Source organism: Neorhizobium galegae, from assembly GCF_021391675.1.
In the GTDB taxonomy this organism is placed as follows: Bacteria; Pseudomonadota; Alphaproteobacteria; order Rhizobiales; family Rhizobiaceae; genus Neorhizobium; species Neorhizobium galegae_B.
On record NZ_CP090096.1, the window covers coordinates 762,602 to 784,452 of the forward strand.

A 21,851-nucleotide genomic window follows, 5' to 3' on the forward strand; every position below is an offset into this window, starting at 1 on the left:
GGTGACAGAGGGGGGGGGGGCGCCACGAATTCAACCGTCGAAGAGTATGCTGCGACACCCCCCTCTGCCCTGCCGGGCATCTCCCCCACAAGGGGGGAGATTCAGCCTATCGTCCCGCCGTGCCCTTCGCCCTTGTTGGCTTCGGCTGCGCGGGCGGCTTGACGTTGTCCTCGCCCTTCGCCCCGCGACCCGGCGCACCCAGCCGTTCGGAAAGCCGGTGGGCGGCGGCCATCAGGGCGTCGATCGTCGGTTTCTTGCGGGGGCCGGCGAGCTGTTTGTCGGAGCCGAGCACGGTCATGGTCGCGACGATCCGGCCGCTATAGTCGAAGACCGGCGCGGCGATCGCGGCGAAGCTCGAATTGATGCTGTTGACCGTCATCGCATAACCTTGGTGGCGCACGGTCTCGATGATCTTCTGGATTTCCTTGGTCGTGGTGACGCGCGGCGAGAGCGAGGCCGCGTCATCCGACGCACCCCGCTTGGCAGCAGCGATCTCGTCCTGCCGCACCGCCATGGTCTCGCTTTCGTTGAGATAGGTGAGGAAGACCTGGCCGGTTGCCGAGGTCAGGAGCGGCAGCACGTAGCCCAGGCGCACGGCAAGCGATCCCTGCCGCTCGCCGTCCACCTTGGAAACGATGCCCGGGCCGCGATCACCCCAGAGCGAAAGATAGGTTGCGAAACCGGCGGTGCGCTGCAGCGCCGCCAGTTCCTCACGGGCGAATTCAACCACGTCGAGCTGGCGGATGGCCGACAGGCCGAGCTGGATCGCGAAGCGGCCGAGCCCGTAATGCCCGGTGACCGGATCCTGGAAGGCAACACTCTCCTTGACGAAGCTGACGAGGTAGAGATGCGCCTTGCTGGGCGGCATGCCGGCGGCGGCGGCGATATCGCGCAGCGGCAGCGGGCCGTTCGCCGCCTCCATGGCGCGAATGACCTGGAAGCCGACCTCGATCGATTGAATGCGGCGTTGAGTCCATTCCTCCGGCGCCTTGGTCTTATCTGACGGCATCCTAAATCCCCTGTGTTCCCAGTTGATTATATTTATATCTGTAGCAGGTCGAGCCCGCTTTAAACGTAGTTTTCCACAGCACGGAAGGCGGCGACCAGATCATTCGCATCGAGCATCCGCTCCTGGTTGACCAGGAACGGGCTTTCTGCGCAGGCCGTCGCAAGTTTTTCGATCGCCGCATCGCCGACATTCGGCATGCCGAGCGCCGAAAGCCGGCGCGGCATGCCGATCTCGTCGTAGAAGCCGAACAGCGTCGTCAGTTCGTCCTCGGGACGGCCTTCCGCCATTGTCTGCACCAGCGTGCCGTAGGCGGCGTGTTCGCCATGCAGCGAGTGTTTTCGCACCGGCTCGATCGCGCCGAGTTCGGTCGCCACCGCATGGGCAATGGAGAGGCCGGTATTTTCGAAGGCGACGGCGCTGAGCCAGAGGATCGCCTCGACGACGGCTTCGAAATCCGGCGTCACCTCGCCGGTGCCGGCCACCCGCACGGCGCCGGCCCCATGTTCGAGCAGCATCCGGTAGCAGACATCGCCGAGCATCACGCCCGTCTTCAAGGGCCGCGTACCCTGCTTGGAGAGGCCGGTGCCCTTCCAGGCGCCTTCCGTCTCGAATTTTGCGGTCAGCGCATCGCCTATGCCGCCGCGCAGCAGCCGGGCAGGGGCCTTGGCGATGATCGCGGTGTCGACGATCACGAAGGCCGGGTTCTGGTCCATCTGCTCGACGGCGATCATCGTGTGATGGTCGTCATAGATGACGATGCCGCGGGTCGAGGGTGCATCGGTGGAAGCGGCCGTCGGCACGCTGACGAAGGGAAGGCCGGCGCGGCGAGAGGCACCCTTGGCGACATCGAGCGTGCGGCCGCCGCCGATGCCGACCACCACCTCGCCGCCCTTTGACCGCACCAGCTCGGCCAGGCGGTCCATTTCCCGATGGGTGACGTCCGCATCGAACGGTATGATTGTGGGCGTGATGTCCTGCCGGTTCAGGGTCTCGGTGAGATCCGCCTCGATATGCGGTAGCACAACCGAATCGCAGATCGCCACGACCGAACGGCCGAGCGTCGCCGCCTTTTCGCCAAGCAGATTTAAGGACCCCGGACCCTGGATATAAAAAGCCGGCGCCCGGAATATACGTGTCATGCCTCCCCCCGGAATGCTGTAACGCCGAATGCTATACAACATTATCAAAGGAAATGGGAGCTTCGCGTTACTCCGGAGGCCTGGGACTCAAACGAGATCGGCGAGATAGGTGTTTTCCGCCCGCGACTGGGCGTAGGCCGCCGGATCGACCCCGGCGATGATCAGGGCCTCACCCTCGGGGGGCGCTTCGGCAATCAGCTTGCCGTCCGGTGCGGCGATCCGCGACAGACCGGCATAGGCGAACAGATCGTCGGAGCCGCAGTGGTTGATATAGGCAACGAAGACCTGGTTCTCGAAGGCGCGGACCTGAATCATGTGCTCCGCGATGAACTGACCGGACCCGCCGGTCGGCAACGCCGTCGGCACCACGACGAGATCGGCGCCGCCCTTTGCCAGTTGCCGGACGTTTTCGGGAAACTCGACATCGTAGCAGATCAGGAAACCGAGCCTGATGTCGCCGAGCGTCACCAGAACTTGGCGGCGGTCCTCCTGGGCGAACCATTTGCGCTCATAGGGGCCGTAGAGATTGCATTTGCGGTAGACCGCCGTCTGGCCCTTGCCGTCGGTGAAGAAGGCGCTGTTGAAGATGTTTTCGAAGGTCTTTTCGGCAAAACCGGCGACGATCGCGAGGCCATGTTTTGAGGCGATCTCCGACAGCCGGTCGGTCACCGGGCCATGGGCGGGCGTGGCAAGATCGGGAAATTTCTCCGCCGCGCCGTAACCGGTCAGCGCCAGTTCCGGGGCGATCAGCAGCGCGGCGCCCTTGGCGGCCGCCTCTTCGGCCGCCGCCTCGATCTTGGCGAGGTTCGCCTCGACATCGCCGACGACGGGCTGCATCTGGAAACCGGCGATCTTCATGGGCTTATCCCTTCAGCGTTCGTCCGACATGGCGCCGAGCAGCTTCGGCAGGTCTCCGAACCGGGCCACCAGACCGAAGACGACCGCAGCGATGACCAGGAACAGCACCGTCACGGCGGCCATGGTTGGCGTATAGCCGTAGCGCAGCGCGTTGAAGATCTTGATCGGCAGGGTTTCCATGGTGAAGCCGACGGTCATATAGGCAACGATATATTCGTTCAGCGACAGAACGAAGGCAAAGGCATAACCGGAGACGAGATAGGGCAGGATCAGCGGCAGCACGACGGTTCTGAAGATGACCCGGTCGTCGGCGCCCATGGTGGCGGCGGCTTCCACCAACGAACGGTCGATCGCCGAAAAGCCGAGCGAAAGGGTCACCAGCGGCAGGGTGACGAAGAAGATGCCGTGGCTGATCACCGCGGTCCACGGTTGGCCGTAGAAGCCGGTGGTCGCCCAGAAGGTGAGCAGGCCGAGCGCGGTGATGACCGGCGGCAGGGTGAAGGGCGCAACGCCGAGAAGCTGGAAGATGTTGGCCCAGGGGGCGATCCGCCGCCACAGGAACCAGGCAAGCGGCAGGGCGATCAGCAGGGCTAGAAGCGCGGACGAGGCAGCCAGGGTCAGTGAGGCGACCAGCGCATTACGCCATTCGGGATTGGTAAAAATCTGGCCGTACCAGGAGAGCGAAAAACCCTGGGGCGGAAATGCGAGCGTCTGGCGGGCATTGATCGAGACGCCGGCGACGACGATCAGCGGCAAAGCCAGGAACAGGCCGACGACGAAGAAGAACAGGCGGCGGAGAGCTGTCATTTCGCTTGCCTCTGCTGTCCGGCGTAAAGGGCCAGGCCGACCAGCGCCAGCGACACAAGCACGAGGAAAACGGCCATGGCGGCGGCAAACGGCATGTTCGACTGGTAGATCGCCTGGTCGGTGATCAGCACCGACAGCGTCCAGTGCTGCGGCCTTCCGAGAAGCTGCGGCAGCAGATAGGAGCCGAGCGCGAAGATGAAGACCATGATCAGCGTCGCGAGAATGGTGTTGCGCAGCGCCGGCACCACGACGGTGAAGAAGGCTTTTACGGGCGAGGCGCCGAGCGTGCGGGCGGCTTCGGTCAGCGTCGGGTCGAGGCGGACAAGCGCCGGATAGAGGACCAGGACCGTATAGGGGAAGGCCTGGTAGGTCATGGCGGTCATGACCGCGCCGAAACTCGGGGTCAGCGCCTGCGGTTGCGCCATCAGTCCCAGCCAGACGAACAGGTTGGTGATGCCGGCGGTGCGCGAGAAGAGGGTCGACCAGGCAAACCCGATCATCACTTCCGACAGCGACAGGATCGAGAGCAGCGCCACCAGCCAGACGATCTGGATTTTTCGCGCTGACCGGGAGAGCAGATAGGTGAAGGGAATGCCGATCACCACGCAGGCGACCGCCACCGCGACGGCGAGGAACAGCGAGAAGCCCAGGACCTTGCCGAAGAACAGGCTGATGAACCGGGCGTAATTGTCGAACACGAAGGCGGGCGTATAGAAGCCGCCCTGTTCGCGCTGGAAGAAGGACACGGCGATCATGGTGGCGAAGGGCACCACGAAGAACAGGGTCAGCATGCCCGCCGGGAAAAAGAGCGGTCCGTAGTCGGCAAGGCGCTGCGGCGGTTCGCGTCTCATCTGGCGAGCACCACGCTGGTGGCCGGATCGAGCCGGATGCCGACGCTCTGGCCGACCGAAACGTCCGGCCGGTTGCGCGGCGAGGATACCGCGATCACCTGGGTGCCACCTGCCGCCACGAAGGTTTCGATCGCGCCGCCGAGATCGCGGATGAAGGTGACCGTGCCGGCAATCGCCCCGTGACCGGGAGCAGTGAGCTGCACGTCCTCCGGCCGGACCGACAGCAGGCCTTTTGCCGCACCGGCGGGGAGCGCGATGCCTTCGACCACTTCGCCGAGCACGCTGGCGCGGCCGGCACTGTCGGCCGCAACAGGCAGGAGGTTGGTCTGGCCGATGAAATCGGCGACGAAACTATCGGCCGGACGGCGGTAGATATCGACCGGCGCAGCCGCCTGGCGGATCTCGCCGCCATTCATCACGACGACCGTATCTGCCATGGTCATCGCCTCGCGCTGGTCGTGGGTGACGACGATGGTGGTGATGCCGAGCCGCTGCTGAAGCTGGCGCAGCTCCACCTGCATCGCCTCGCGCAGTTTTGCGTCGAGCGCGGACAGTGGTTCGTCGAGCAGGAAGAGCTTTGGCGAGATGGCGAGCGCCCGCGCGATTGCCACGCGCTGCCTTTGGCCGCCGGAGAGTTTTGCCACCGAACGATCGGCAAAGCCCGGCAGATGGATCATCGCCAGCAGCTCGTCGACGCGTTTCTTCTGCACGTCCTTCGCCACGCCGCGGATGCGCAGCGAATAGGCGATGTTTTCACCGACCGTCAGGTGTGGGAAAAGCGCCAGCGACTGGAACACCATGCCGAGATCGCGCTTGTGGGTCGGCACCTGGGTGATGTCGGCGCCGCCGAGTTCGATCGAGCCGCCGGTCGGAAGATCCAGCCCGGCGACCATCCGCATCAGCGTGGTCTTGCCACAGCCGGACGGCCCGAGCAGGCAGACGAACGTGCCGTCCGGAACCGAAAGGTTCACGTCGTTGACGGCCGTGAAATTGCCGAACTGCTTCGTCACTTGGCTCAGGATCAATCCGGACATACGGTCTCCGCGCGTCTTGGAGCGGTTGTAGATAGCATGAATTGCCCCTCACCTATAACCCTCACCCGTTTAAGGGGAGAGGGCACGTGCCCGCCTCGCCTTGATATGGCGGAAACGGTCGCAGCATATACCTTCTCCCCGTGAAAACGGGGAGAAGGTGGCGGCAGCCGGATGAGGGGCAGCCAGATGGCAATCTTAGCCCGCGATCATCTCCGTCCACTTCTGGTTCAGGAAGTCGGACTTGGTCTGGTAGAGATCGTAGCGCGGGATGATCGGCTCGATATCGGAGGAGACCGAGGCGAATTCGGCGGCGGTGAGGTCGAGCAGGTCGCGCTTGACGGTCGGCGAGGTGCCGACTTTCCGCGAGAGAGTCGCCTGGATGGCCGGCTGGCACATGTAGTTGATGAACGTGTGCGCTTCCTCGGTCTTCTTCGAGGCACGCGACAGCGCCCAGCAGCCCGAATCCTGGATGCCGCCTTCCTTCGGGAAGGTGGAGCGGACCGGGCTCCCTTGCGAGGCGGCAAGACCGGTGACGTCGTGATAATACTGGCCCATCGGGATCTCGCCCGACTTCAGCGCCTGTTCGAACTGCGCCTCGTCGCGATACCAGAGGCGGACGTTCGGCTTCACTTCGGACAGCTTTTCGAGCGCCTTGAGGATGCCCTCGTCGGTGTCGAGCGCCTTGGTGCCTCCCATGAAGGTCTTCGCGGTCACTTCGAGCAGGAAGGAGTTGGAGACAAGCGCCAAAAGGCCGAGCTTGTCGGCATTCGCCTTGTCCCACAGGGCTGCCCAGGAGGTCGGGGCTTCCTTGTAGGCCTGCGTATTGGTCACCAGCGTGATGTACCAGGAGACGGCGCCGATGCCGGCGATCTTGCCGTCCGGGTACTTATTGACGAAGTTGTCGATAAGGTTCTTGGCGTTCGGCAGCTTGGCGGCGTCGAGCGGCGCCCAGAGCTTGGTCGTCTGGCCCTTCAGCATGGCAACCTGCGACATCATCGAGACGTCGGCCGGAGCGGCACCCGCCTTGGCGGCCTGCTCGAGCTGAACCAGCCAGGCTTCGCCGGTCGGCTCGGCGACGGATTCGATGGCGATACCGGTCGCCTTGGTGAAGTCCGGGAAAATGTTCTTGTCGAACGAATCCTTGAAGAAGCCGCCATAGACGCCGACCTTCAGCGATTTGTCCTGGGCGCGCAGCACCGAGGGCATGGCCAGCATGGAGGCGCCGGCGAGACCGGCACCGAGCACGCCGCGCCGGCCGAGTTTGGCGTTCAGAATGTCACGCATGATTTTCTCCTTTGTTTTTTAGGCCTGCCGGTGCTTGGCCGGCTGGCGAGTTCCCCAATTGATTGCAGTTTACGTCAGGTGCGGCCCTTCACGGAAGGGCTGAAGACCATCAGGCTCAAAATTTCGAACAATATCTGGGCGCCCGCATGCGCCGTGTTGTTGGTCGCGTCATATTGCGGCGCCACCTCGACCACGTCGCCGCCGACGATGTTGATGCCCTTGAGGCCACGGACCAGTTCCAGCACTTCGCGGGTGGTGAGCCCGCCGATCTCCGGCGTTCCGGTGCCGGGCGCAAAGCTCGGGTCGAGGCTGTCGATGTCGAAGGAGACATAGGTCGGGCCGTCTCCGACGATCTTTTTCGCCTTCTCGATGATCGCGGGCAGCCCCATGCCGGTCACTTCCTCCGCATGGATGACGGTCATGCCGGACTCGTAGGAAAACTCCCAGAGGTATTCGGCAGCACCGCGGATGCCGATCTGGACCGTCCGGGTCGGATCGAGCACGCCGTCGAGCACCGCGTTGCGGAACGGGCCGCCGTGGTGGAACTTGGTCTCGTCGAAAAAGCCGCTCGTATCGCAATGGGCGTCGATATGGATCATGCCGACAGGCGCCTTTTTGCCGACCGCCTTCAGGATCGGATGGGTGATCGAATGGTCGCCACCGACCGAGAGCGGTAATACGCCGGCATCGACGATCTGGCCCACGCGCTTTTCGATGTCGTCATGGCTCATTTCCAGCCGATAGCGGCTGCGGAAGGCAACGTCGCCGATATCCGCGACATTCAGTTCGTAGATCGGCGCGCATTCCATCACGTGGTTGTAGGGGCCGACACGCTCGATCGTGCGCAGCGCCCGCGGCCCGAAACGTGAGCCCGGGCGGTTGGTGACGCCGAGATCCATCGGCATGCCGACCATCGCCACCTGCAGGTCGCCGAAATCCGGGTTCTCCGCATCGAGTGGCCTGTAGGGCGCATCGAGAAGCGTGGGAATGCCCGCATAGGGCGCGACGCGGGTGCCGGCCTTGTCGAAGATTTTTTCGCCGACCTTTTTGAATTTCGGATCGAAAATCTCGCCGCCGGGGCTGTCGAGATATTTTGCGCGCAATTCGTCGAGCTTCTTCGCGTCGAATGTCATGATCGCCTCACCTGCCTGCAGGGCCGCTTGTGCGCAGCCTATTTTTTGTTCCACCGGGCTTGTCGCCCTTGTTTTCATCATTATCCGTCAGGTGCGGGTGGAAAAGCAATTGAGATTGTTCTAGCGGTAGCTGTGAGAAAAACTAACACTTAGGTTCAATCCAAGGAATGAAATGACCAACCGGCTGCCGCCCCTCAATCCGCTGCGTGCCTTCGAGGCAACGGCCCGCCGCGGTTCGGTTTCCGCGGCGGCCCGGGAGCTCAACGTCACCCACGGCGCGGTCAGCCACCAGATCAAGGCGTTGGAAAACTCGCTGCAGGTCTCGCTGTTCGAACGCGGCGCCAAGCGACTGAAGCTCACCTCGGAGGGCGCGCTGCTGCTGCCCGCCGTCAGCCAGGCGTTCGGCGAGATCGCCGCCGCGACGGCGCTGATGAAGCGGCCGGCGACATCGGGCGAGCTGTCGATCACCTGCGTGCCGGCGCTGCTGTCCTTCTGGATCGTGCCGCGCCTCAATTCCTTCACCGAGCAGTTTCCGGGTGTCAGGCTGAAGCTCGCCGCTTCCAACGATCCGGCGGTATTGCATTCCTCGGATGTCGACGTCGCCGTTCTTTATGGTGACGGCAATTGGCCGGATGCCTGGACGCGGCTCTGGAGCAACCTGCAGCTCTTCCCGGTCGCCAGCCCGACTCTGCTGAACAGCCGGCCGCTACGCTCGATGCACGACCTGGAAGATCATGTCCTGCTGCATGGCGATGCGGACGGGCGTGAGTGGAACACCTGGCTTTCCGCCGCTGACGCCGTCGACCTGCCGCGCCGGCAGCAATATTTCATGGGCGACGCCCGGTTTTCGACGGAAGCGGCGCTGCATGGCCAGGGGATTGCGCTCGGCGACACGATCACCGCCAGCAAGCTGATCGCCCGCGGCGAGCTGGTCGTGCCTTTCGACCTCAGCGTTCCGGCCAATGACGCCTTCTACGTCGCCTGCCGGCCGGCCATGCGTTCGGCACCGATCGTGCGGGTCTTTATCGACTGGCTGTTCGCCTCGCTGGAGGCCGATCAGCTCGCCGAACCGCATACCTCGGCTCGCACGCTGTTGCGCAGCCGCCGCGCCTGATATCTATCCCATATCCATTGTCCGGGCGATCAGGAGAGCGGAGGTTTACCTTGAAGGCGAACCCGGCTAAGCGGGGTTCGAAAACCTGCCACCGTTGCTCATCTATTGATTTCATAGAGTGTCCGATGCTTCGTCGCTTCTTTGCCTATTACCGGCCATACCGCGGGCTTTTCATCCTGGATTTCGGCTGCGCGATCATTTCGGGTGTGCTGGAACTTGGTTTTCCGATGGCGGTGAAGCTGTTCGTCGACCGGCTTCTCCTCAGCCAGGAATGGCTGCTGATCCTGCTCGCCTCGGCGGCACTGCTGGTGATTTATGTGATCAATACGGGCCTGATGGCGATCGTCACCTATTGGGGCCACATGCTCGGCATCAATATCGAGACGGACGTGCGCCGGGCCGCCTTCAACCATCTCCAGAAGCTCTCGTTCAGCTATTTCGACAACCAGAAGACCGGCCATATCGTCGGGCGCCTCACAAAGGACCTGGAAGAGATCGGCGAGGTCGCCCATCACGGACCGGAAGATCTGTTCATCGCCATCATGACCTTTGCCGGGGCTCTCGCGCTGATGTTCTCGGTCAACCCGCAGCTGGCGCTGATCACCGCTTTCGTCGTGCCGCTGACCGCCTGGGTCACCAGCCATTTCGGCGGCCGCATGACCGATAATTTCCGCCGGCTGTTCCAGCGTGTGGGTGATTTCAACGCCCGTATCGAGGAGAATGTCGGCGGCATCCGCGTGGTGCAGGCCTTTGCCAACGAGCAACATGAGCGGACACTGTTCGAACAGGACAACCAGAACTACCGGCGCGTCAAGCTCGATGCCTACAAGCTGATGGCCGCCAGCAGCTCGCTCAGCTACATGAGCATGCGGCTTACCCAGATGGTGGTGATGATCGCCGGCGCCTATTTCGTGCTGTCGGGCGAACTGACCGCCGGCGGCTTCATCGGCTTCCTGCTGCTGGTCGGCGTGTTCTTCCGCCCGGTCGAGAAGATCAACTCGGTGATCGAGACCTATCCCAAGGGCATTGCCGGTTTCCGCCGCTTCACTGAACTCATCGACACCGAGCCGGATATCGCTGATGCGCCCGATGCGATGGATGTCGATCACCTCAAGGGTGAGATCGCCTATAAGAATGTCTCCTTCGGCTACAGCCCGGACAAGCCGGTGCTCGAAAACGTCAATCTTTCGATCCGCGCCGGCGAGACGATCGCCTTCGTCGGCCCTTCGGGCGCCGGCAAGACAACCATATGCTCGCTGCTGCCGCGCTTCTACGAGATCGGGGGCGGAAGCATCACCATCGACGGCATGGACATCCGCAAGATGACCAAGGTGTCGCTGCGCCAGCAGATCGGCATCGTCCAGCAGGACGTCTTCCTGTTCGGCGGGACGATCCGCGAAAACATCGCCTACGGACGCCTCGGCGCCACCGAAACGGATATTATCGAGGCGGCACGACAGGCGCGGCTGGAAGAAATGCTCGCCGGCCTGCCGCAGGGGCTCGACACGGTGATCGGCGAGCGCGGGGTGAAACTCTCGGGCGGCCAGAAACAGCGGGTGGCGATCGCCCGCATGTTCCTGAAAAACCCGCCGATCCTGATCCTTGACGAGGCCACCTCGGCGCTCGATACCGAGACGGAACGCGCCATCCAGCGCTCGCTCGCCGAGCTCTCGCAAGGCCGCACGACCCTGATCATCGCCCACCGCCTCGCCACCATCCAGGGCGCCGACCGCATCGTCGTAATCGACGGCAACGGCATCCTCGAACAGGGCACCCACCAGGACCTTATCGCCAAACGTGGTGCCTATACCAGGCTGCACGCGGCGCAGGTGGGGACGATGTGATAATGTCCGCCGACCTGATTCACCGCCGCCGGACCGCATGGAAACTTCGCTTTATCTCCCCGTCAAAACCTTTCTCGAAAGCTTCGGATACGAGGTGAAGGGGGAGGTAGGCGGCTGCGATCTGGTGGGGTTGAGCGGGACGGATCCGGCCGTCGTTGTCATCTGCGAGCTGAAGCTCACTTTCAATCTCGAACTGATCCTGCAGGCGGTCGACCGGGCCGGTGTTTCGGATGAGGTCTGGATAGCGGCACGTGTTTCCGCCAAGGGCAGAGGCCGGGAGGCGGACAAGCGGTATCGCGATCTCTGCCGCCGGCTCGGGATAGGCATGCTCGGCGTCTCGGATCAGGGCGAGGTGAGCGTGCTGGTCAGTTCGGTCTCGCCGATGCCGCGCACCAACCCGAAACGGCGCACGCGGCTGGTCAAGGAACATCGCAAGCGCAAAGGCGATCCGGCCGTCGGCGGCAGCACCAAGGTACCGGTCATGACCGCCTATCGTCAGCAAGCGCTCGCCTGCGCTTCGGCGCTTAGCGGCGGCCCGCTCCGGCCGCGCGACATGAAGCAGGCGGCGCCTACCGCCGGCACGATCCTGCGGGCCAATTATTACGGCTGGTTCGAGCGCATCGACAAGGGCGTCTATGGGCTCACCGAGGTCGGGCGGCAGGCGCTGCAGCGCTGGCCGCAGCCGGTGCCGGGCGAGATCGAGCTTTAATTGCATCAACAGAAAAGCCGCCCGCTTCGAAAGGCGGGCGGCTTTGTTTATCTCTCAAGCACCAACCTTACGGCTGCGTACCGGTGCCGCCAGTTGCACCACCTGCCGGCGGAGTTGCCGGAGCGGGGCTAGCTGCCGGCGGAGCTGCCGGGGTCATCGGAGCCGGTGCGGGGGACGACGTGGAGTTGTCGGTTACCGGCGGGTTGGTCGAAGACGTAGTCTGCGGGTCGGTCGAGGAACCGCCCATCTGCGACCATACGAAAGCGCCGACCAGAATGACCGCGATCACGGCTACCCACGGTACCCACGAAGAGGTGCTGCTCCGGACTTCGGTGGCCCGGAGGTCCGGATCACGGGTCTCGAACTTTCTGTCATTGGGATCAAAAGTCATGATTGCTTCCTCCTTCTGCAGCCGGATAATGCCTCGGTACGCGTTTGGTTCCCGAATTCGTGAACGACGCAAGCAGGTCGTGCCGAATTAACGTGCAAATCTCTTGGCGCCTGCAACGCAGGCAACCACCGCAAGCGTCGCGGCGAACATGCCGAGACTGACCTTTTCGCCGAGAAGTGCTGCGGCCAGAACCAGGCCGAAAAAGGGCTGAAGAAGCTGCAGCTGGCTTACTCCGGCAATGCCGCCGAGCGCCAGGCCGCGATACCAGAAGATGAATCCGATCAGCATGCTGAACAGCGAGACATAAGCGAGACCGAGCCAGGACGTGCTGTCGAGATCGGGCAAGGAGACCGGCATCGCGGCGATCGACAGGGTCAGCATCACAGGCAGGGAAAGTGCCAGCGCCCAGGAGATGACCTGCCATCCGCCGAGTTTGCGCGACAGGCTGGCGCCTTCCGCATAACCGAGCCCGCAGGCGATGATCGCCCCCAGCATCAGGAGATCGCCGACCGAGGAGGCGGCCTCTTCCTGAAACAGCGCGAAGCCGGCGACGATGGCGCTGCCGAGGCAGGAGAACAGCCAGAAGACGGCCTTCGGGCGTTCGCCGCCCCTCAGCACCCCGAAGATCGCTGTCGACAACGGCAGCAGGCCGACGAACACGATGGAGTGAGCCGAGGTAATGTGTTTCAGCGCCAGCGCCGTCAGCAGCGGAAAGCCGATGACGACGCCAAGCGAAACGATGGCGAGCGGCAGAAGATCGGACCGCGCCGGGCGTCTTTCGCGAAAGGCCAGCAGCAGGCATATGGCGAGCAGCCCGGCGATCGTGGCCCGCGCCACGGTCAGGAACAGCGGATCGAAATCCGCAACGGCAATGCGGGTAGCGGGAAGCGACCCGCTGAAGATCAAAACGCCAACGAAACCGCTGATCCAGCCGCTTGTCGTGTTGTTCATCGAAAGTCTCCTGATTTCCAAGCTTTGCCCTTGAACACCTCCCTTGGACGTTCATCGCAGGCATTCCTTGGGTATTTCCCCGCTATCGGCCGGAAGCCATGGCGGCGCCAGAGACAATGCGATACAATTTCCAGAAACTGTTATGGTTTATGGAGCACTACGGTGGATGCAAGGGCGGATCAGAAGGGCGGTGGCCAGCGTATCGGGGCCGTCATGGCGGAGATCCGCAGTCGCATCGCCGGCCGCGGACTGGTGCCTGGCGCACGGCTTCCTTCGGTGCGTGCGTTCGCCAAGGCGATGCATGTCTCCGCCTCGACGGTGGTGGAGGCCTATGAGCGGCTGGCCGCAGAGGGGTTGATCCGCTCCCGGCCGGGATCGGGTTTCTATGTGTCGAGCCCGCTGGCGCCGCTGTCGCTCTCCGAGATCGGCCCGAAGCTCGACCGGGCCATCGATCCGTTCTGGGTGTCACGCCAGGCGCTGGAGGATGGCGACCTGTTGAAGCCCGGCTGCGGTTGGCTGCCGTCCTCCTGGATGCCCGAGGCCGCGATCCGAAGGGCTTTGCGCAGCCTGTCGCGTACCGAGGATCGGGTCCTGTGCGACTACGGTACGCCGCTTGGCTCACCGCAACTGCGGCAACTCCTCTCCCGCCGGATGAGCGAGCACGGCATACCGGCGGCTCCGGACCAGATCATCCTCACTGAATCCGGCACCCAGGCGATCGACCTTCTCTGCCGTCTCCTGATCGAGCCGGGCGATGCGGTCCTGGTTGACGATCCCTGCTATTTCAATTTCCACGCCCTGCTGCGTGCGCATCGTGCAAAAGTCGTCGGCGTGCCGATGACGCCGGCCGGGCCGGATATCGAGGCGTTCGGCCAGGCGATCGAGGAGCACAAGCCGCGGCTCTACATCACCAATTCGGCGATCCACAATCCGACCGGCGCGACGCTTTCGCCGGTTGTGGCACATCGGCTGTTGAAACTGGCCGACCGGGCCGGGCTGACGGTCATCGAGGACGACATCTTCGCGGATCTGGAACACGAGCCGGCGCCGCGTCTGGCCGCCTTCGACGGGCTCGACCGGGTGGTGCATATAGGCAGCTTTTCGAAGACGCTGTCGGCTTCGGTGCGCTGCGGCTTCATCGCCGCCAGGCGGGAATGGATCGAGGGTCTGGTCGACCTGAAGATTGCCACGAGCTTCGCGGCGGGCCGGCTATCCTCGGAGCTCGTATTGCTGCTGTTGACCGATGGCAGCTACCGGAAACATCTGGAAGAACTGCGCGTCCGGCTGTCGCGGGCAATGGAGGCGACGACGGGGCACCTTGCGACGCTCGGCATCTCGCCCTGGCTGCAGCCGCGCGCCGGCCTGTTTCTCTGGTGCAGGCTTCCGAACGGGATAGAGGCGGCGGATGTGGCGCGCGCCTGCCTCGCCGACAATATCGTGCTGGCTCCCGGCAACGCATTCAGCCTCTCCCAGAACGCCGGCAGCTTCCTGCGCTTCAACGTGGCGCAGTCGGAGGATGCGCGGATATTCCGGAGCCTCGGACGGGCGCTCGACGCCTTGGGTCGATGACGGCCTGGGTCGATAACGGGTTGAGAGCTTCCGATCGGGGTTCGGTCGTCAGGTATTCTTGTCCGAGCGCGCAAAATCCGGGATCTGGAAACGCCGCCGGTAGGCGCCGGGTGCCAGGCCCGTGACGCGCTTGAACAGACGGCGGAAGAAGGCGGGCTCTTCATAACCGACCTGCCAGCTGATCTCGTCGACCGAAGCTTCCGTCCCCTCCAGCCGGCGCTTGGCCTCCTCGATCCTGAGGCGCTGCACGTAGGCGATCGGGCTGACACCTGCTGCGGCCGTGAAACGACGCTTGAACGTGCGTTCGGTAAGACCGGCTCGCAGGATCATCTCCTCGAGCGGGTTTGCCACGGAAAAGCGGGTTGCGACCCAATCCTGTGCCGCCTGGATCGCCGTGTCGCCATGGTCCTTGCGGCCTTCGAAGACGATATAGGGGGCGAGCCCGTCCTGATGCCATTGCAGCGCGAAGAAGCGCGCAATCGATCGGGCGGCCGCGGCGCCCATATGGCGCGCGATAAGGTAGAGAACGAGATCGTGCCAGGTCATCGAGGCGCCCGAGCTGATCAGCTCTTCGCGCCGTCCGGAAACCACCAGCACTCGTTCGGGATGGATCGGCACCTGCGGAAAGGCGGCCGCGAAGGCACCGGCATAACCGAAATGCACGGTCGCATCGGCGCCGTCGAAGAGGCCGGTCTCGGCCAGCAGGAAAATGCCTGAACAGGCCGAACATATCAGCGCGCCGCCCGCATGCATCCGGTTTACCCAGTCGACCAGCTCCGGGTAGCGGCCTTTCCGCCAGCCGTCCGGCCTCAGCAGGATCGACGGAACGATGACGATATCGGTCGCCTCAACCGTGGCGATGCTGCGCTGGACGGTGACCGGCACAAGGCTCGCGAGCGTCAGCGGCCCGGTCTCTATTCCAACAATCTGGACTTCGAACGGGCGGGTTATCGCAACGTCCGGCGGCGGCAGGACGGAAAAGGCGTTCATCACGTCGAAGACGCCGCTCAGCGTCGAGACCACGGCGTCGGGAATGGCCACCAGGCTTACATGCAGCGGCTTCAAACTTGTCCCGGTCGCCTCACGCGGCATAACGATCCCTCCAATGATCAAATCCGTACACCGAGCCTGAGAATGGCGCAAACGGCCCGATTGTGGATTTTCCCGCTCTGCCCCAACCGGTTCGGACCTGCGATCCTTTGTCATCATCAAATTCCGATGAAGGAACAGGAGATAGCAATATGGACTACGTCAAGACACACGAGATCGATCCGGCCAAGCTGGACGCGATCGTTTCCCGCGCCATCGGCGATCTATCGGCGGGGTACGGAGGCGTCATGGTCAGTATCGGCCACCGTCTCGGCCTCTATAAGGCGATGGCCGGGGCCGGACCGCTCAGTGCCCACGAACTGGCGACCCGTACCGGCTGCGCCGAACGTTATATCCGCGAGTGGCTGAATTCGCAGGTTGCCGGCGGTTATGTTCTGTTTCATGCCGTCAGCGACAGCTTCGAACTTACCCCGGAACAGGCACTGGTGCTTGCCAACGAGGATAGCCCGGTCTTCCTCGCCGCCGCCTGGGGCGTGCCGGCTTCCATGTGGTCGGACGAGGAAAAGGCACTGGAGGCCTTTCGCAAGGGTTCCGGCATTCCTTGGGGCGACCATGACGGCCGGCTTTATTGCGGCGTCGCCTCGCTCTATCGCAACGCCTACAAGGCAAGTCTGGTCCCGGAATGGCTGCCGGCGCTCGATGGTGTGGTCGACAAGCTGAAGACCGGCGCCTCGGTGGCGGATGTCGGCTGCGGCCATGGTCACTCCACGGTGCTGATGGCGCAGGCTTTCCCGGCTTCGCGTTTCCGTGGCTTCGATACGCATCGGGTATCCCTCGACGAAGGCCGCAAGATCGCGGCAGAAGCGGGTGTCACCGGACGGGTCGCGTTCGAGACGGCGCGCGCCGAAAACTATCCCGGCAAGGGCTATGACCTGATCTGCTTCTTCGATTGCCTGCACGACATGGGCGACCCGTTGGCGGCAGCCCGGCATGCGGCGAGAACGCTTGCGCCGGATGGTACGGTGATGCTGGTCGAGCCCTTCGCCAACGACCGCGTCGACGACAACATCTCGCCCGTCGCCCGCATGTATTACGCCGCGTCGACGACGATCTGCTGCGCCCACGCGATTTCCGACGGCGGCCACATGGTGCTCGGCGCGCAAGCCGGCGAAGCAAGGCTGCGGGAGATTTTCTACAAGGCCGGCTTCACCCGCTTCCGACGGGCGATGGCGACGCCGTTCAACCTCGTCCTCGAGGCGCGGCTGTAATCCGGCCGCATTGACGTAACCTCCAGGGAGCGCGCGGGGCAGGTTTCACAGGCCCTGCGCGCTTTGTTCTTTCGCCTGCCTCGTTGCCGGCGTTTAATTCTGTGCAATCGTCGTGCGCGGCGAGGCCCAGTTTTGCCACTGCTCTTCCGAGCCGTGGAAGACGTTGAGATCGATCTTGCCGTCGACGCCGTGCGACAGGCCGGAGCCGGAATATTGCCAGAACAGCCACCTGCGGCCCGGATAGACCTTGGAAGGATGCTGGGCGACGGCGCGCAGCCAGAAGGGATAGTTGAGCAGCTCGCCCGACAGGTTGTCCTCGTAGAAGTCCGGTGCCGTGTAGATGATCGGCCGCTGGCCGTAATAGCGCTCCAGCTTGTCCATGAAGACCTGCATCTTTTCGAGCACCCGGGCGCGGGAGAGTTTTGCCTTGCAACTCGACTCGCCGTTCCATTCGACGTCGATCACGGGCGGCAGCGCGTCCGGGTCGCGGGGCACGTTGCGGATGAACCAGTCGGCCTGTTCGCCGGCGGTGCGGCACCAGTAGAAGAAATGGTAGGCGCCGCGCCTGATGCCCGCCTCCTTGGCTCTTCGCCAATTGGTCCTGAACATCGGATCGAGATGGTCGCCGCCATCGGTGGCCTTGATATAGGCGAAGTTGGCGCCCTGGGTCCGGAGCTTCGCCCAGTCGATGTCACCCTGCCAGCGCGACACGTCGACGCCGTGCACCGGGTAGCTTCTCGGCGAAACCCTGCCGAAATTGATCGGCTTGGCATCGCGGAACTGGCGGCTGTAAATCTGCATGCGCCCTCTGCGGGGGGCGGGTTCCGCCTCCGGGCTGTCGGGCATCAGCATGGCGACCGGTCGTTCGGCGGGAAGCGGCATGCCGACCGTCGTTTCCCGCGCGAAGGCTTGCGGCGCCGGCATCGGACCGTTCCAGGCGATATCCTGCTGCTGCGGCAAGGTCTGCTGCTGGGGGACTTGCGGCGCGCCGAGGCGCGAGGTCTTGCCGACACCGACCGACGGGACGGGGGCGGCGGGCAGATCGACCGAGCCTGTCTTCTCCTGGGTCGCGACGCCGGCGGCCAGCTCGTCCGGACCGGATGCCGAAGCGCAGCCCGCCAGGGCGAGGCAGGTGACGAGGAGTGCTGGCACAGCCGATAAACGCATTTTGAAACCCGTACGCAAGACAACAAAGACGGCCGCCCCCGCCGTCGATAAACCCCGACAGGAATTGCTAACGGAAAATTACCAAAAAATGCTGAATCCAATCTTTACGCGCGGAGATGTTCTGAAATCAGCCGCGCGGCGTGATCAACCGCGCCGGATTTCCCGCGACCGTGGCGCCCGGCGGCACGTCCCGTGTGACGACGGAGCCCGCCCCGACGATCGCTCCGTCGCTGATCGTGATGCCGCCGAGAATGATCGCGCCGCCACCAATCCAGACGTCGGCGCCAATGCTGATCGGCGCAATAGAGCTGGACGCCCGGCCCCAGCATCGAACGGGCACCGATTCTGACCGGTGCGGTATCGAGGATCGTGCAGCCGGCATTCAGATAGACGCCTTGCCCAAGAAAGACATTGAAGCCGTAGGCGCAGTGGAAGGGCGCTTCCAGAAATGCGTCGGGCGCTGCGCCGAACAGCATGCGCAGGGCAGGCGCCATTGCACCCCGCTCGGCGGGCGGCATGGTGTTATGCGCATGGACGGCAATGCGTGCCTTGTTCCTCAAAACATCGAGTTCAGGATCGAGGCAGCAATACCACTCGCCAGCCGCCATCTTTTCGCGTTCGCTCGCCATCCCGTCTCGTGATCTTTCCCGCTTCAGCGTTCCGCCCCGGCCTTGACCCGGGCAGCCTCGCGCCGCGCGAGGCTTTCGGGCGGCCACATCGTCTTCGTACTATAATATTCATCGAAGACGTTAGCGCCTTCCGGCAGGCCCACCCAGCCGACCTTCGAGCGGGTGAATATATGTACGTCGGGGGAAAACTCGGAGCGCCTTTCGAGCGTCTGAACCCGGATGAACAGCATCCATTGCCGCCGGCCGTAGTCGCTCCAGACCGCTGTCTGGCATTGCGGACAGCGGTAGATATCGTGGGGCAGGCCGCTATCGGTCTTCATGGCCACAGCGACCGGGTGGCTCTCGGTGATTTCCAGCCGGTCGGCTTCGATCAGCGCATTGATGGCAAAGGCGCCGCCTGTCTGCTGCTGGCAATCGGTGCAATGGCAGCAATGGATGAACATCGGCCGCCCATGCATGCGATAACGCACTTTGCCGCAGAAGCAGCCGCCCTCGAATATTTCGCTCATCTTCCGTCCGGGCTCCCTCAGATTACGCACGTCGAATATGAAATATTCCTCAGTCCTCTCGCAACGCAAAATGAACAAGACGAGATCGGCAGGTTCTGCTTTAAAGTTCGCGAACACGACATGAGCAGGATCAAACGTATGACAAGAGAGCGCATTGGTATCGTCGGCCTGGGCCGGATGGGTAGCGCCATGGCGGAACGCCTCGCAACGCAGGGCTTTGCGGTGACGGGATGGACACGCAGCGGCCTTTCCGCGGACAAGGCTGCGGCCATCGGGATCGCCACGTCAGTTGACCTAGCTGCGCTTCTCGATGCTTCGGATATCGTCATCCTGGCACTGCTCGACGATGCCGCGGTGCACGCGATGCTCGGTAAGCTCACCGCCGCCGATCTCACCGGCAGGCTGATCGTCGATACCAGCACCGTCAGTCCCGAGACGCTACGTGTCCATCAGGATGCGATGGGCAAGGCGGGGGCGGCGCTTCTCGACGCGCCGATTTCCGGCGGGCCGGAAATGCTGCTGGCGGGCGCGGTCGGCCTTTATATCGGTGGCGCGGAGAAGGACTTTCAGCGTTTCCTGCCGGTCGCGGAAAGTCTCTCGAACAGGATTCACCATGTCGGGACGCTGGGCGATGGCGCCTCCGCCAAGCTCGTCAACAACATGATGCTGATGGGGCTGTGGCAGATCATGAAGGAAGCCGTAGAACTCGGCGGCAAGGCGGGGCTTGGGCGCGGCAAGATGATCGAGATCCTGTCCGGCAGCCCCGCGGCGAGCCCGGCCATGCGGTCCCGGCTTCCGGTCATACTCGGCGAGACCGAGGCGGTCGGCTTTCCGGTCTCCGGCGTGCTGAAGGACATGGGGGTGGTTCTCGATCTTGCCCGCGGTCTTGGCGTCGCAACGCCGGCCATCGAGGCGGCACGCGCCAGCTTCGAGAATGCAGCGGCGCTTGGGTTCGCCGAGGCGGATCTCGGCACCGTCGTGCGGCTGGCGCTCGAAGGAAAAGGCTGAGCCCGGGAGAGGCTCAGCCCTGATCGCTAGGTCAGAACGTCCGGCCGAGGCGGGCGTCGACCGATTGGCTGTTGCCGCCGCGCAGGGCGAAGAACAGGAAGATCGCCGCCCAGAGAATGGATTTTTCCGCGCCGGCGAGGCCTTGGTTCTGGGCAATGCCATGGAAATAGACGGTGACCAGAAGCACGATCATCGCCGCGAAGGAGGCCGGGCGGGTGAAGAGGCCGATGGCGACGAGGATGCCGCCGAAGAATTCCGTGGCCGCGAGCAGCGGCGACCAGAAGACGCCCGGATAGAAGCCGAGGCTTTCCACCATGCCGGCTGCGCCGAAGGGATTGGTGATCTTGCCGAAACCGTGGGTAACCAGCAGCGCGCCGGCCGTCACGCGCAGGATCGTCTCGACGATCTCATGGGCGGAGGTGTAAACGGGGGCGAGTGCCGGAATGATCAGGCGGGAGCGGGTGGTGGATTGAAGAGCCATGGGACCTCTTTTTGTGAAAACGATGGGACTATCGTCGCTGCAGCCCCAAATTGACGTTCGCGTCCTCCCTGTCGAGATGCGTGCGGTCAAAACCTGACCCTTCTGGTTGACATTATCGTGAGACCAAATTGACTAAGGTAGAAGGCAAAACATGATGGAAAAACCGCGCATTACGATTCTCTATTGCACCCAGTGCAATTGGCTGCTCAGGGCCGGCTGGATGGCGCAGGAGCTTTTGCAGACCTTTGGCGATGCGCTCGGCGAAGTGGCGCTGATCCCGGGCACCGGCGGTAATTTCGAGATCCAGGTGAATGGCGAGCTCATCTGGGAACGCAAGCGGGACGGCGGGTTTCCCGGGCCTAAGGAGTTGAAGCAGCGGGTCCGCGACATGATCGCCCCGGACCGCGACCTCGGCCACGTGGACCGCAAGGCGAAGGAAGACCGCGAGAGCTGAGGCCGTCCGTGACAGATCCGTGAAGGTTTTTCGGCGACGGGCGCGGAAACTTCAAAAAGCCAGTTGACAGGGGAAGGTCACACCCGTACATGGCTCTCCGTCGCCCAGATGGCGGAATTGGTAGACGCGCCAGCTTCAGGTGCTGGTACCCGAAAGGGTGTGGAGGTTCGAGTCCTCTTCTGGGCACCATTCCTATTTTCGAGCATTGATTTTGCTCGCATTTTCATCGTTTTTTGTCTTACTTTCACCAACCCCTTGGGGCGTGGGACAATTTTCGATTCTCGTTTGTTCCGACCTCAGTTTGAGGATCGCGCCGGCCGCCAGCTTCTTGCGGTTTGCCTGCTTCGTGTGGAGCGTCGTCTGCTTCTTTGTGGTCCATCCGAAGATTGCCATCAGCTCGTCGTCGGTCGCGCCGTTCTCGGCGGCGATAACCGCCGTTCTGACGTTGGCGCAACACCAATTCCTTCCAGGGGTCTACGAGGCGGACAGTATCAACCTCTCCAGCCTTGGTTCCGGCGGGTCGATGAAGTGGGAAATCGATACGGTCAACAAGAATGTCGCCGTTTCCGGTGTCGTCATGCAGTGGAGTTGA

The 21,851-nt window shown here is 63.4% G+C and carries 22 protein-coding genes, 1 tRNA gene and 1 pseudogene; 9 read left to right on the forward strand and 15 right to left on the reverse strand.

The annotated features are described in order from the left end of the window. Positions 1–106: 106 nt before the first annotated feature. The 8 genes from LZK81_RS26345 to speB form a co-directional block, all read right to left on the reverse strand. Positions 107–1,009 carry an IclR family transcriptional regulator gene (locus LZK81_RS26345; RefSeq protein ID WP_233956855.1) on the reverse strand — a complete coding sequence of 301 codons (903 nt, stop codon included), beginning with the start codon at positions 1,007–1,009 and terminating at the stop codon, positions 107–109. 59 nt (positions 1,010–1,068) lie between these two features. Then, complete coding sequence (locus LZK81_RS26350) at positions 1,069–2,148, reverse strand: iron-containing alcohol dehydrogenase (RefSeq protein ID WP_233956857.1); 1,080 nt, start codon at positions 2,146–2,148, stop codon at positions 1,069–1,071. Positions 2,149–2,235: 87 nt separating this feature from the next. After that, a complete protein-coding gene (locus LZK81_RS26355) occupies positions 2,236–3,006 on the reverse strand; it encodes a carbon-nitrogen hydrolase family protein (protein ID WP_233956858.1) in 771 nt (256 codons plus the stop codon). 12 nt (positions 3,007–3,018) lie between these two features. After that, positions 3,019–3,813 carry an ABC transporter permease gene (locus LZK81_RS26360; RefSeq protein WP_233956859.1) on the reverse strand — a complete coding sequence of 265 codons (795 nt, stop codon included), beginning with the start codon at positions 3,811–3,813 and terminating at the stop codon, positions 3,019–3,021. Next, entirely contained in the window at positions 3,810–4,664 is an 855-nt protein-coding gene (locus LZK81_RS26365) for an ABC transporter permease (RefSeq protein ID WP_233956860.1), read from the reverse strand. Before LZK81_RS26365 ends, LZK81_RS26360 begins: the two co-directional genes overlap by 4 nt. Beyond that, entirely contained in the window at positions 4,661–5,698 is a 1,038-nt protein-coding gene (locus LZK81_RS26370; RefSeq protein WP_233956862.1) for an ABC transporter ATP-binding protein, read from the reverse strand. Before LZK81_RS26370 ends, LZK81_RS26365 begins: the two co-directional genes overlap by 4 nt. Positions 5,699–5,893: 195 nt before the next feature. Further along, on the reverse strand, positions 5,894–6,982 hold the full coding sequence (locus LZK81_RS26375) for an ABC transporter substrate-binding protein (protein ID WP_046604810.1): 1,089 nt from the start codon (positions 6,980–6,982) through the stop codon (positions 5,894–5,896). Positions 6,983–7,056: 74 nt separating this feature from the next. Beyond that, the gene (speB, locus tag LZK81_RS26380; protein WP_233956863.1) at positions 7,057–8,115 is read right to left on the reverse strand and encodes an agmatinase; all 1,059 of its coding nucleotides are present in this window, start codon (positions 8,113–8,115) and stop codon (positions 7,057–7,059) included. Positions 8,116–8,287: 172 nt separating this feature from the next. Here speB and LZK81_RS26385 point away from each other — a divergent pair, with 172 nt between their 5' ends. The 3 genes from LZK81_RS26385 (at position 8,288) to LZK81_RS26395 (ending at position 11,782) form a co-directional block, all read left to right on the forward strand. Next, on the forward strand, positions 8,288–9,229 hold the full coding sequence (locus tag LZK81_RS26385; protein ID WP_233956865.1) for a LysR substrate-binding domain-containing protein: 942 nt from the start codon (positions 8,288–8,290) through the stop codon (positions 9,227–9,229). 125 nt (positions 9,230–9,354) lie between these two features. Continuing rightward, complete coding sequence (locus tag LZK81_RS26390) at positions 9,355–11,073, forward strand: ABC transporter ATP-binding protein (RefSeq protein ID WP_233956866.1); 1,719 nt, start codon at positions 9,355–9,357, stop codon at positions 11,071–11,073. 37 nt (positions 11,074–11,110) lie between these two features. Then, positions 11,111–11,782, forward strand: coding sequence for a DUF2161 domain-containing phosphodiesterase (locus LZK81_RS26395; protein ID WP_233956867.1), 672 nt, complete (start codon positions 11,111–11,113; stop codon positions 11,780–11,782). Between the two features lie 67 nt (positions 11,783–11,849). Here LZK81_RS26395 and LZK81_RS26400 read toward each other — a convergent pair whose 3' ends face one another. Continuing rightward, on the reverse strand, positions 11,850–12,173 hold the full coding sequence (locus tag LZK81_RS26400) for a hypothetical protein (RefSeq protein ID WP_046609797.1): 324 nt from the start codon (positions 12,171–12,173) through the stop codon (positions 11,850–11,852). Between the two features lie 87 nt (positions 12,174–12,260). Next, positions 12,261–13,124 (reverse strand): DMT family transporter, encoded by an 864-nt coding sequence (locus LZK81_RS26405; protein ID WP_233956869.1) that lies wholly within the window; start codon positions 13,122–13,124, stop codon positions 12,261–12,263. Positions 13,125–13,337: 213 nt separating this feature from the next. On the opposite strand from LZK81_RS26405, the gene LZK81_RS26410 reads away from it, so the two are divergent. Continuing rightward, positions 13,338–14,693 (forward strand): PLP-dependent aminotransferase family protein, encoded by a 1,356-nt coding sequence (locus LZK81_RS26410; RefSeq protein WP_233957830.1) that lies wholly within the window; start codon positions 13,338–13,340, stop codon positions 14,691–14,693. A gap of 48 nt (positions 14,694–14,741) precedes the next feature. Here LZK81_RS26410 and LZK81_RS26415 read toward each other — a convergent pair whose 3' ends face one another. Next, positions 14,742–15,785 carry a GlxA family transcriptional regulator gene (locus LZK81_RS26415; protein ID WP_233956870.1) on the reverse strand — a complete coding sequence of 348 codons (1,044 nt, stop codon included), beginning with the start codon at positions 15,783–15,785 and terminating at the stop codon, positions 14,742–14,744. 149 nt (positions 15,786–15,934) lie between these two features. Here LZK81_RS26415 and LZK81_RS26420 point away from each other — a divergent pair, with 149 nt between their 5' ends. Beyond that, positions 15,935–17,011, forward strand: coding sequence for a class I SAM-dependent methyltransferase (locus LZK81_RS26420; protein ID WP_233956872.1), 1,077 nt, complete (start codon positions 15,935–15,937; stop codon positions 17,009–17,011). A gap of 93 nt (positions 17,012–17,104) precedes the next feature. On the opposite strand, the gene LZK81_RS26425 is transcribed toward LZK81_RS26420, so the two are convergent. From LZK81_RS26425 to LZK81_RS26440, 3 genes and pseudogenes are all read right to left on the reverse strand, one after another. Next, the gene (locus tag LZK81_RS26425) at positions 17,105–18,178 is read right to left on the reverse strand and encodes a glycoside hydrolase family 25 protein (protein WP_233956873.1); all 1,074 of its coding nucleotides are present in this window, start codon (positions 18,176–18,178) and stop codon (positions 17,105–17,107) included. Positions 18,179–18,305: 127 nt separating this feature from the next. Next, positions 18,306–18,807 (reverse strand): annotated as a pseudogene (locus tag LZK81_RS26435) (maltose acetyltransferase domain-containing protein). Positions 18,808–18,830: 23 nt separating this feature from the next. After that, positions 18,831–19,316, reverse strand: a complete 486-nt coding sequence (locus tag LZK81_RS26440; protein ID WP_233956874.1) for a GFA family protein — start codon at positions 19,314–19,316, stop codon at positions 18,831–18,833. Positions 19,317–19,454: 138 nt separating this feature from the next. Here LZK81_RS26440 and LZK81_RS26445 point away from each other — a divergent pair, with 138 nt between their 5' ends. Then, positions 19,455–20,324, forward strand: a complete 870-nt coding sequence (locus LZK81_RS26445; protein WP_233956876.1) for an NAD(P)-dependent oxidoreductase — start codon at positions 19,455–19,457, stop codon at positions 20,322–20,324. A 31-nt stretch (positions 20,325–20,355) separates the two neighbouring features. On the opposite strand, the gene LZK81_RS26450 is transcribed toward LZK81_RS26445, so the two are convergent. Then, positions 20,356–20,805 (reverse strand): DoxX family protein, encoded by a 450-nt coding sequence (locus tag LZK81_RS26450; RefSeq protein WP_233956878.1) that lies wholly within the window; start codon positions 20,803–20,805, stop codon positions 20,356–20,358. Positions 20,806–20,956: 151 nt separating this feature from the next. Here LZK81_RS26450 and LZK81_RS26455 point away from each other — a divergent pair, with 151 nt between their 5' ends. From LZK81_RS26455 to LZK81_RS26465, 3 genes are all read left to right on the forward strand, one after another. Beyond that, positions 20,957–21,259 carry a SelT/SelW/SelH family protein gene (locus LZK81_RS26455; protein ID WP_233956879.1) on the forward strand — a complete coding sequence of 101 codons (303 nt, stop codon included), beginning with the start codon at positions 20,957–20,959 and terminating at the stop codon, positions 21,257–21,259. Between the two features lie 102 nt (positions 21,260–21,361). Then, positions 21,362–21,448, forward strand: a tRNA-Leu gene (locus LZK81_RS26460). 22 nt (positions 21,449–21,470) lie between these two features. Beyond that, a complete protein-coding gene (locus LZK81_RS26465) occupies positions 21,471–21,851 on the forward strand; it encodes a hypothetical protein (RefSeq protein WP_233956881.1) in 381 nt (126 codons plus the stop codon).

Bases quoted from the DNA above. Each gene is read 5' to 3' on its own strand.
- LZK81_RS26345 (WP_233956855.1), bottom strand. From the start codon at position 1,009: ATGCCGTCAGATAAGACCAAGGCGCCGGAGGAATGGACTCAACGCCGC.
- LZK81_RS26350 (WP_233956857.1), bottom strand. From the start codon at position 2,148: ATGACACGTATATTCCGGGCGCCGGCTTTTTATATCCAGGGTCCGGGG.
- LZK81_RS26355 (WP_233956858.1), bottom strand. From the start codon at position 3,006: ATGAAGATCGCCGGTTTCCAGATGCAGCCCGTCGTCGGCGATGTCGAG.
- LZK81_RS26360 (WP_233956859.1), bottom strand. From the start codon at position 3,813: ATGACAGCTCTCCGCCGCCTGTTCTTCTTCGTCGTCGGCCTGTTCCTG.
- LZK81_RS26365 (WP_233956860.1), bottom strand. From the start codon at position 4,664: ATGAGACGCGAACCGCCGCAGCGCCTTGCCGACTACGGACCGCTCTTT.
- LZK81_RS26370 (WP_233956862.1), bottom strand. From the start codon at position 5,698: ATGTCCGGATTGATCCTGAGCCAAGTGACGAAGCAGTTCGGCAATTTC.
- LZK81_RS26375 (WP_046604810.1), bottom strand. From the start codon at position 6,982: ATGCGTGACATTCTGAACGCCAAACTCGGCCGGCGCGGCGTGCTCGGT.
- speB (WP_233956863.1), bottom strand. From the start codon at position 8,115: ATGACATTCGACGCGAAGAAGCTCGACGAATTGCGCGCAAAATATCTC.
- LZK81_RS26385 (WP_233956865.1), top strand. From the start codon at position 8,288: ATGACCAACCGGCTGCCGCCCCTCAATCCGCTGCGTGCCTTCGAGGCA.
- LZK81_RS26390 (WP_233956866.1), top strand. From the start codon at position 9,355: ATGCTTCGTCGCTTCTTTGCCTATTACCGGCCATACCGCGGGCTTTTC.
- LZK81_RS26395 (WP_233956867.1), top strand. From the start codon at position 11,111: ATGGAAACTTCGCTTTATCTCCCCGTCAAAACCTTTCTCGAAAGCTTC.
- LZK81_RS26400 (WP_046609797.1), bottom strand. From the start codon at position 12,173: ATGACTTTTGATCCCAATGACAGAAAGTTCGAGACCCGTGATCCGGAC.
- LZK81_RS26405 (WP_233956869.1), bottom strand. From the start codon at position 13,124: ATGAACAACACGACAAGCGGCTGGATCAGCGGTTTCGTTGGCGTTTTG.
- LZK81_RS26410 (WP_233957830.1), top strand. From the start codon at position 13,338: ATGGCGGAGATCCGCAGTCGCATCGCCGGCCGCGGACTGGTGCCTGGC.
- LZK81_RS26415 (WP_233956870.1), bottom strand. From the start codon at position 15,785: ATGCCGCGTGAGGCGACCGGGACAAGTTTGAAGCCGCTGCATGTAAGC.
- LZK81_RS26420 (WP_233956872.1), top strand. From the start codon at position 15,935: ATGGACTACGTCAAGACACACGAGATCGATCCGGCCAAGCTGGACGCG.
- LZK81_RS26425 (WP_233956873.1), bottom strand. From the start codon at position 18,178: ATGCGTTTATCGGCTGTGCCAGCACTCCTCGTCACCTGCCTCGCCCTG.
- LZK81_RS26440 (WP_233956874.1), bottom strand. From the start codon at position 19,316: ATGAGCGAAATATTCGAGGGCGGCTGCTTCTGCGGCAAAGTGCGTTAT.
- LZK81_RS26445 (WP_233956876.1), top strand. From the start codon at position 19,455: ATGACAAGAGAGCGCATTGGTATCGTCGGCCTGGGCCGGATGGGTAGC.
- LZK81_RS26450 (WP_233956878.1), bottom strand. From the start codon at position 20,805: ATGGCTCTTCAATCCACCACCCGCTCCCGCCTGATCATTCCGGCACTC.
- LZK81_RS26455 (WP_233956879.1), top strand. From the start codon at position 20,957: ATGATGGAAAAACCGCGCATTACGATTCTCTATTGCACCCAGTGCAAT.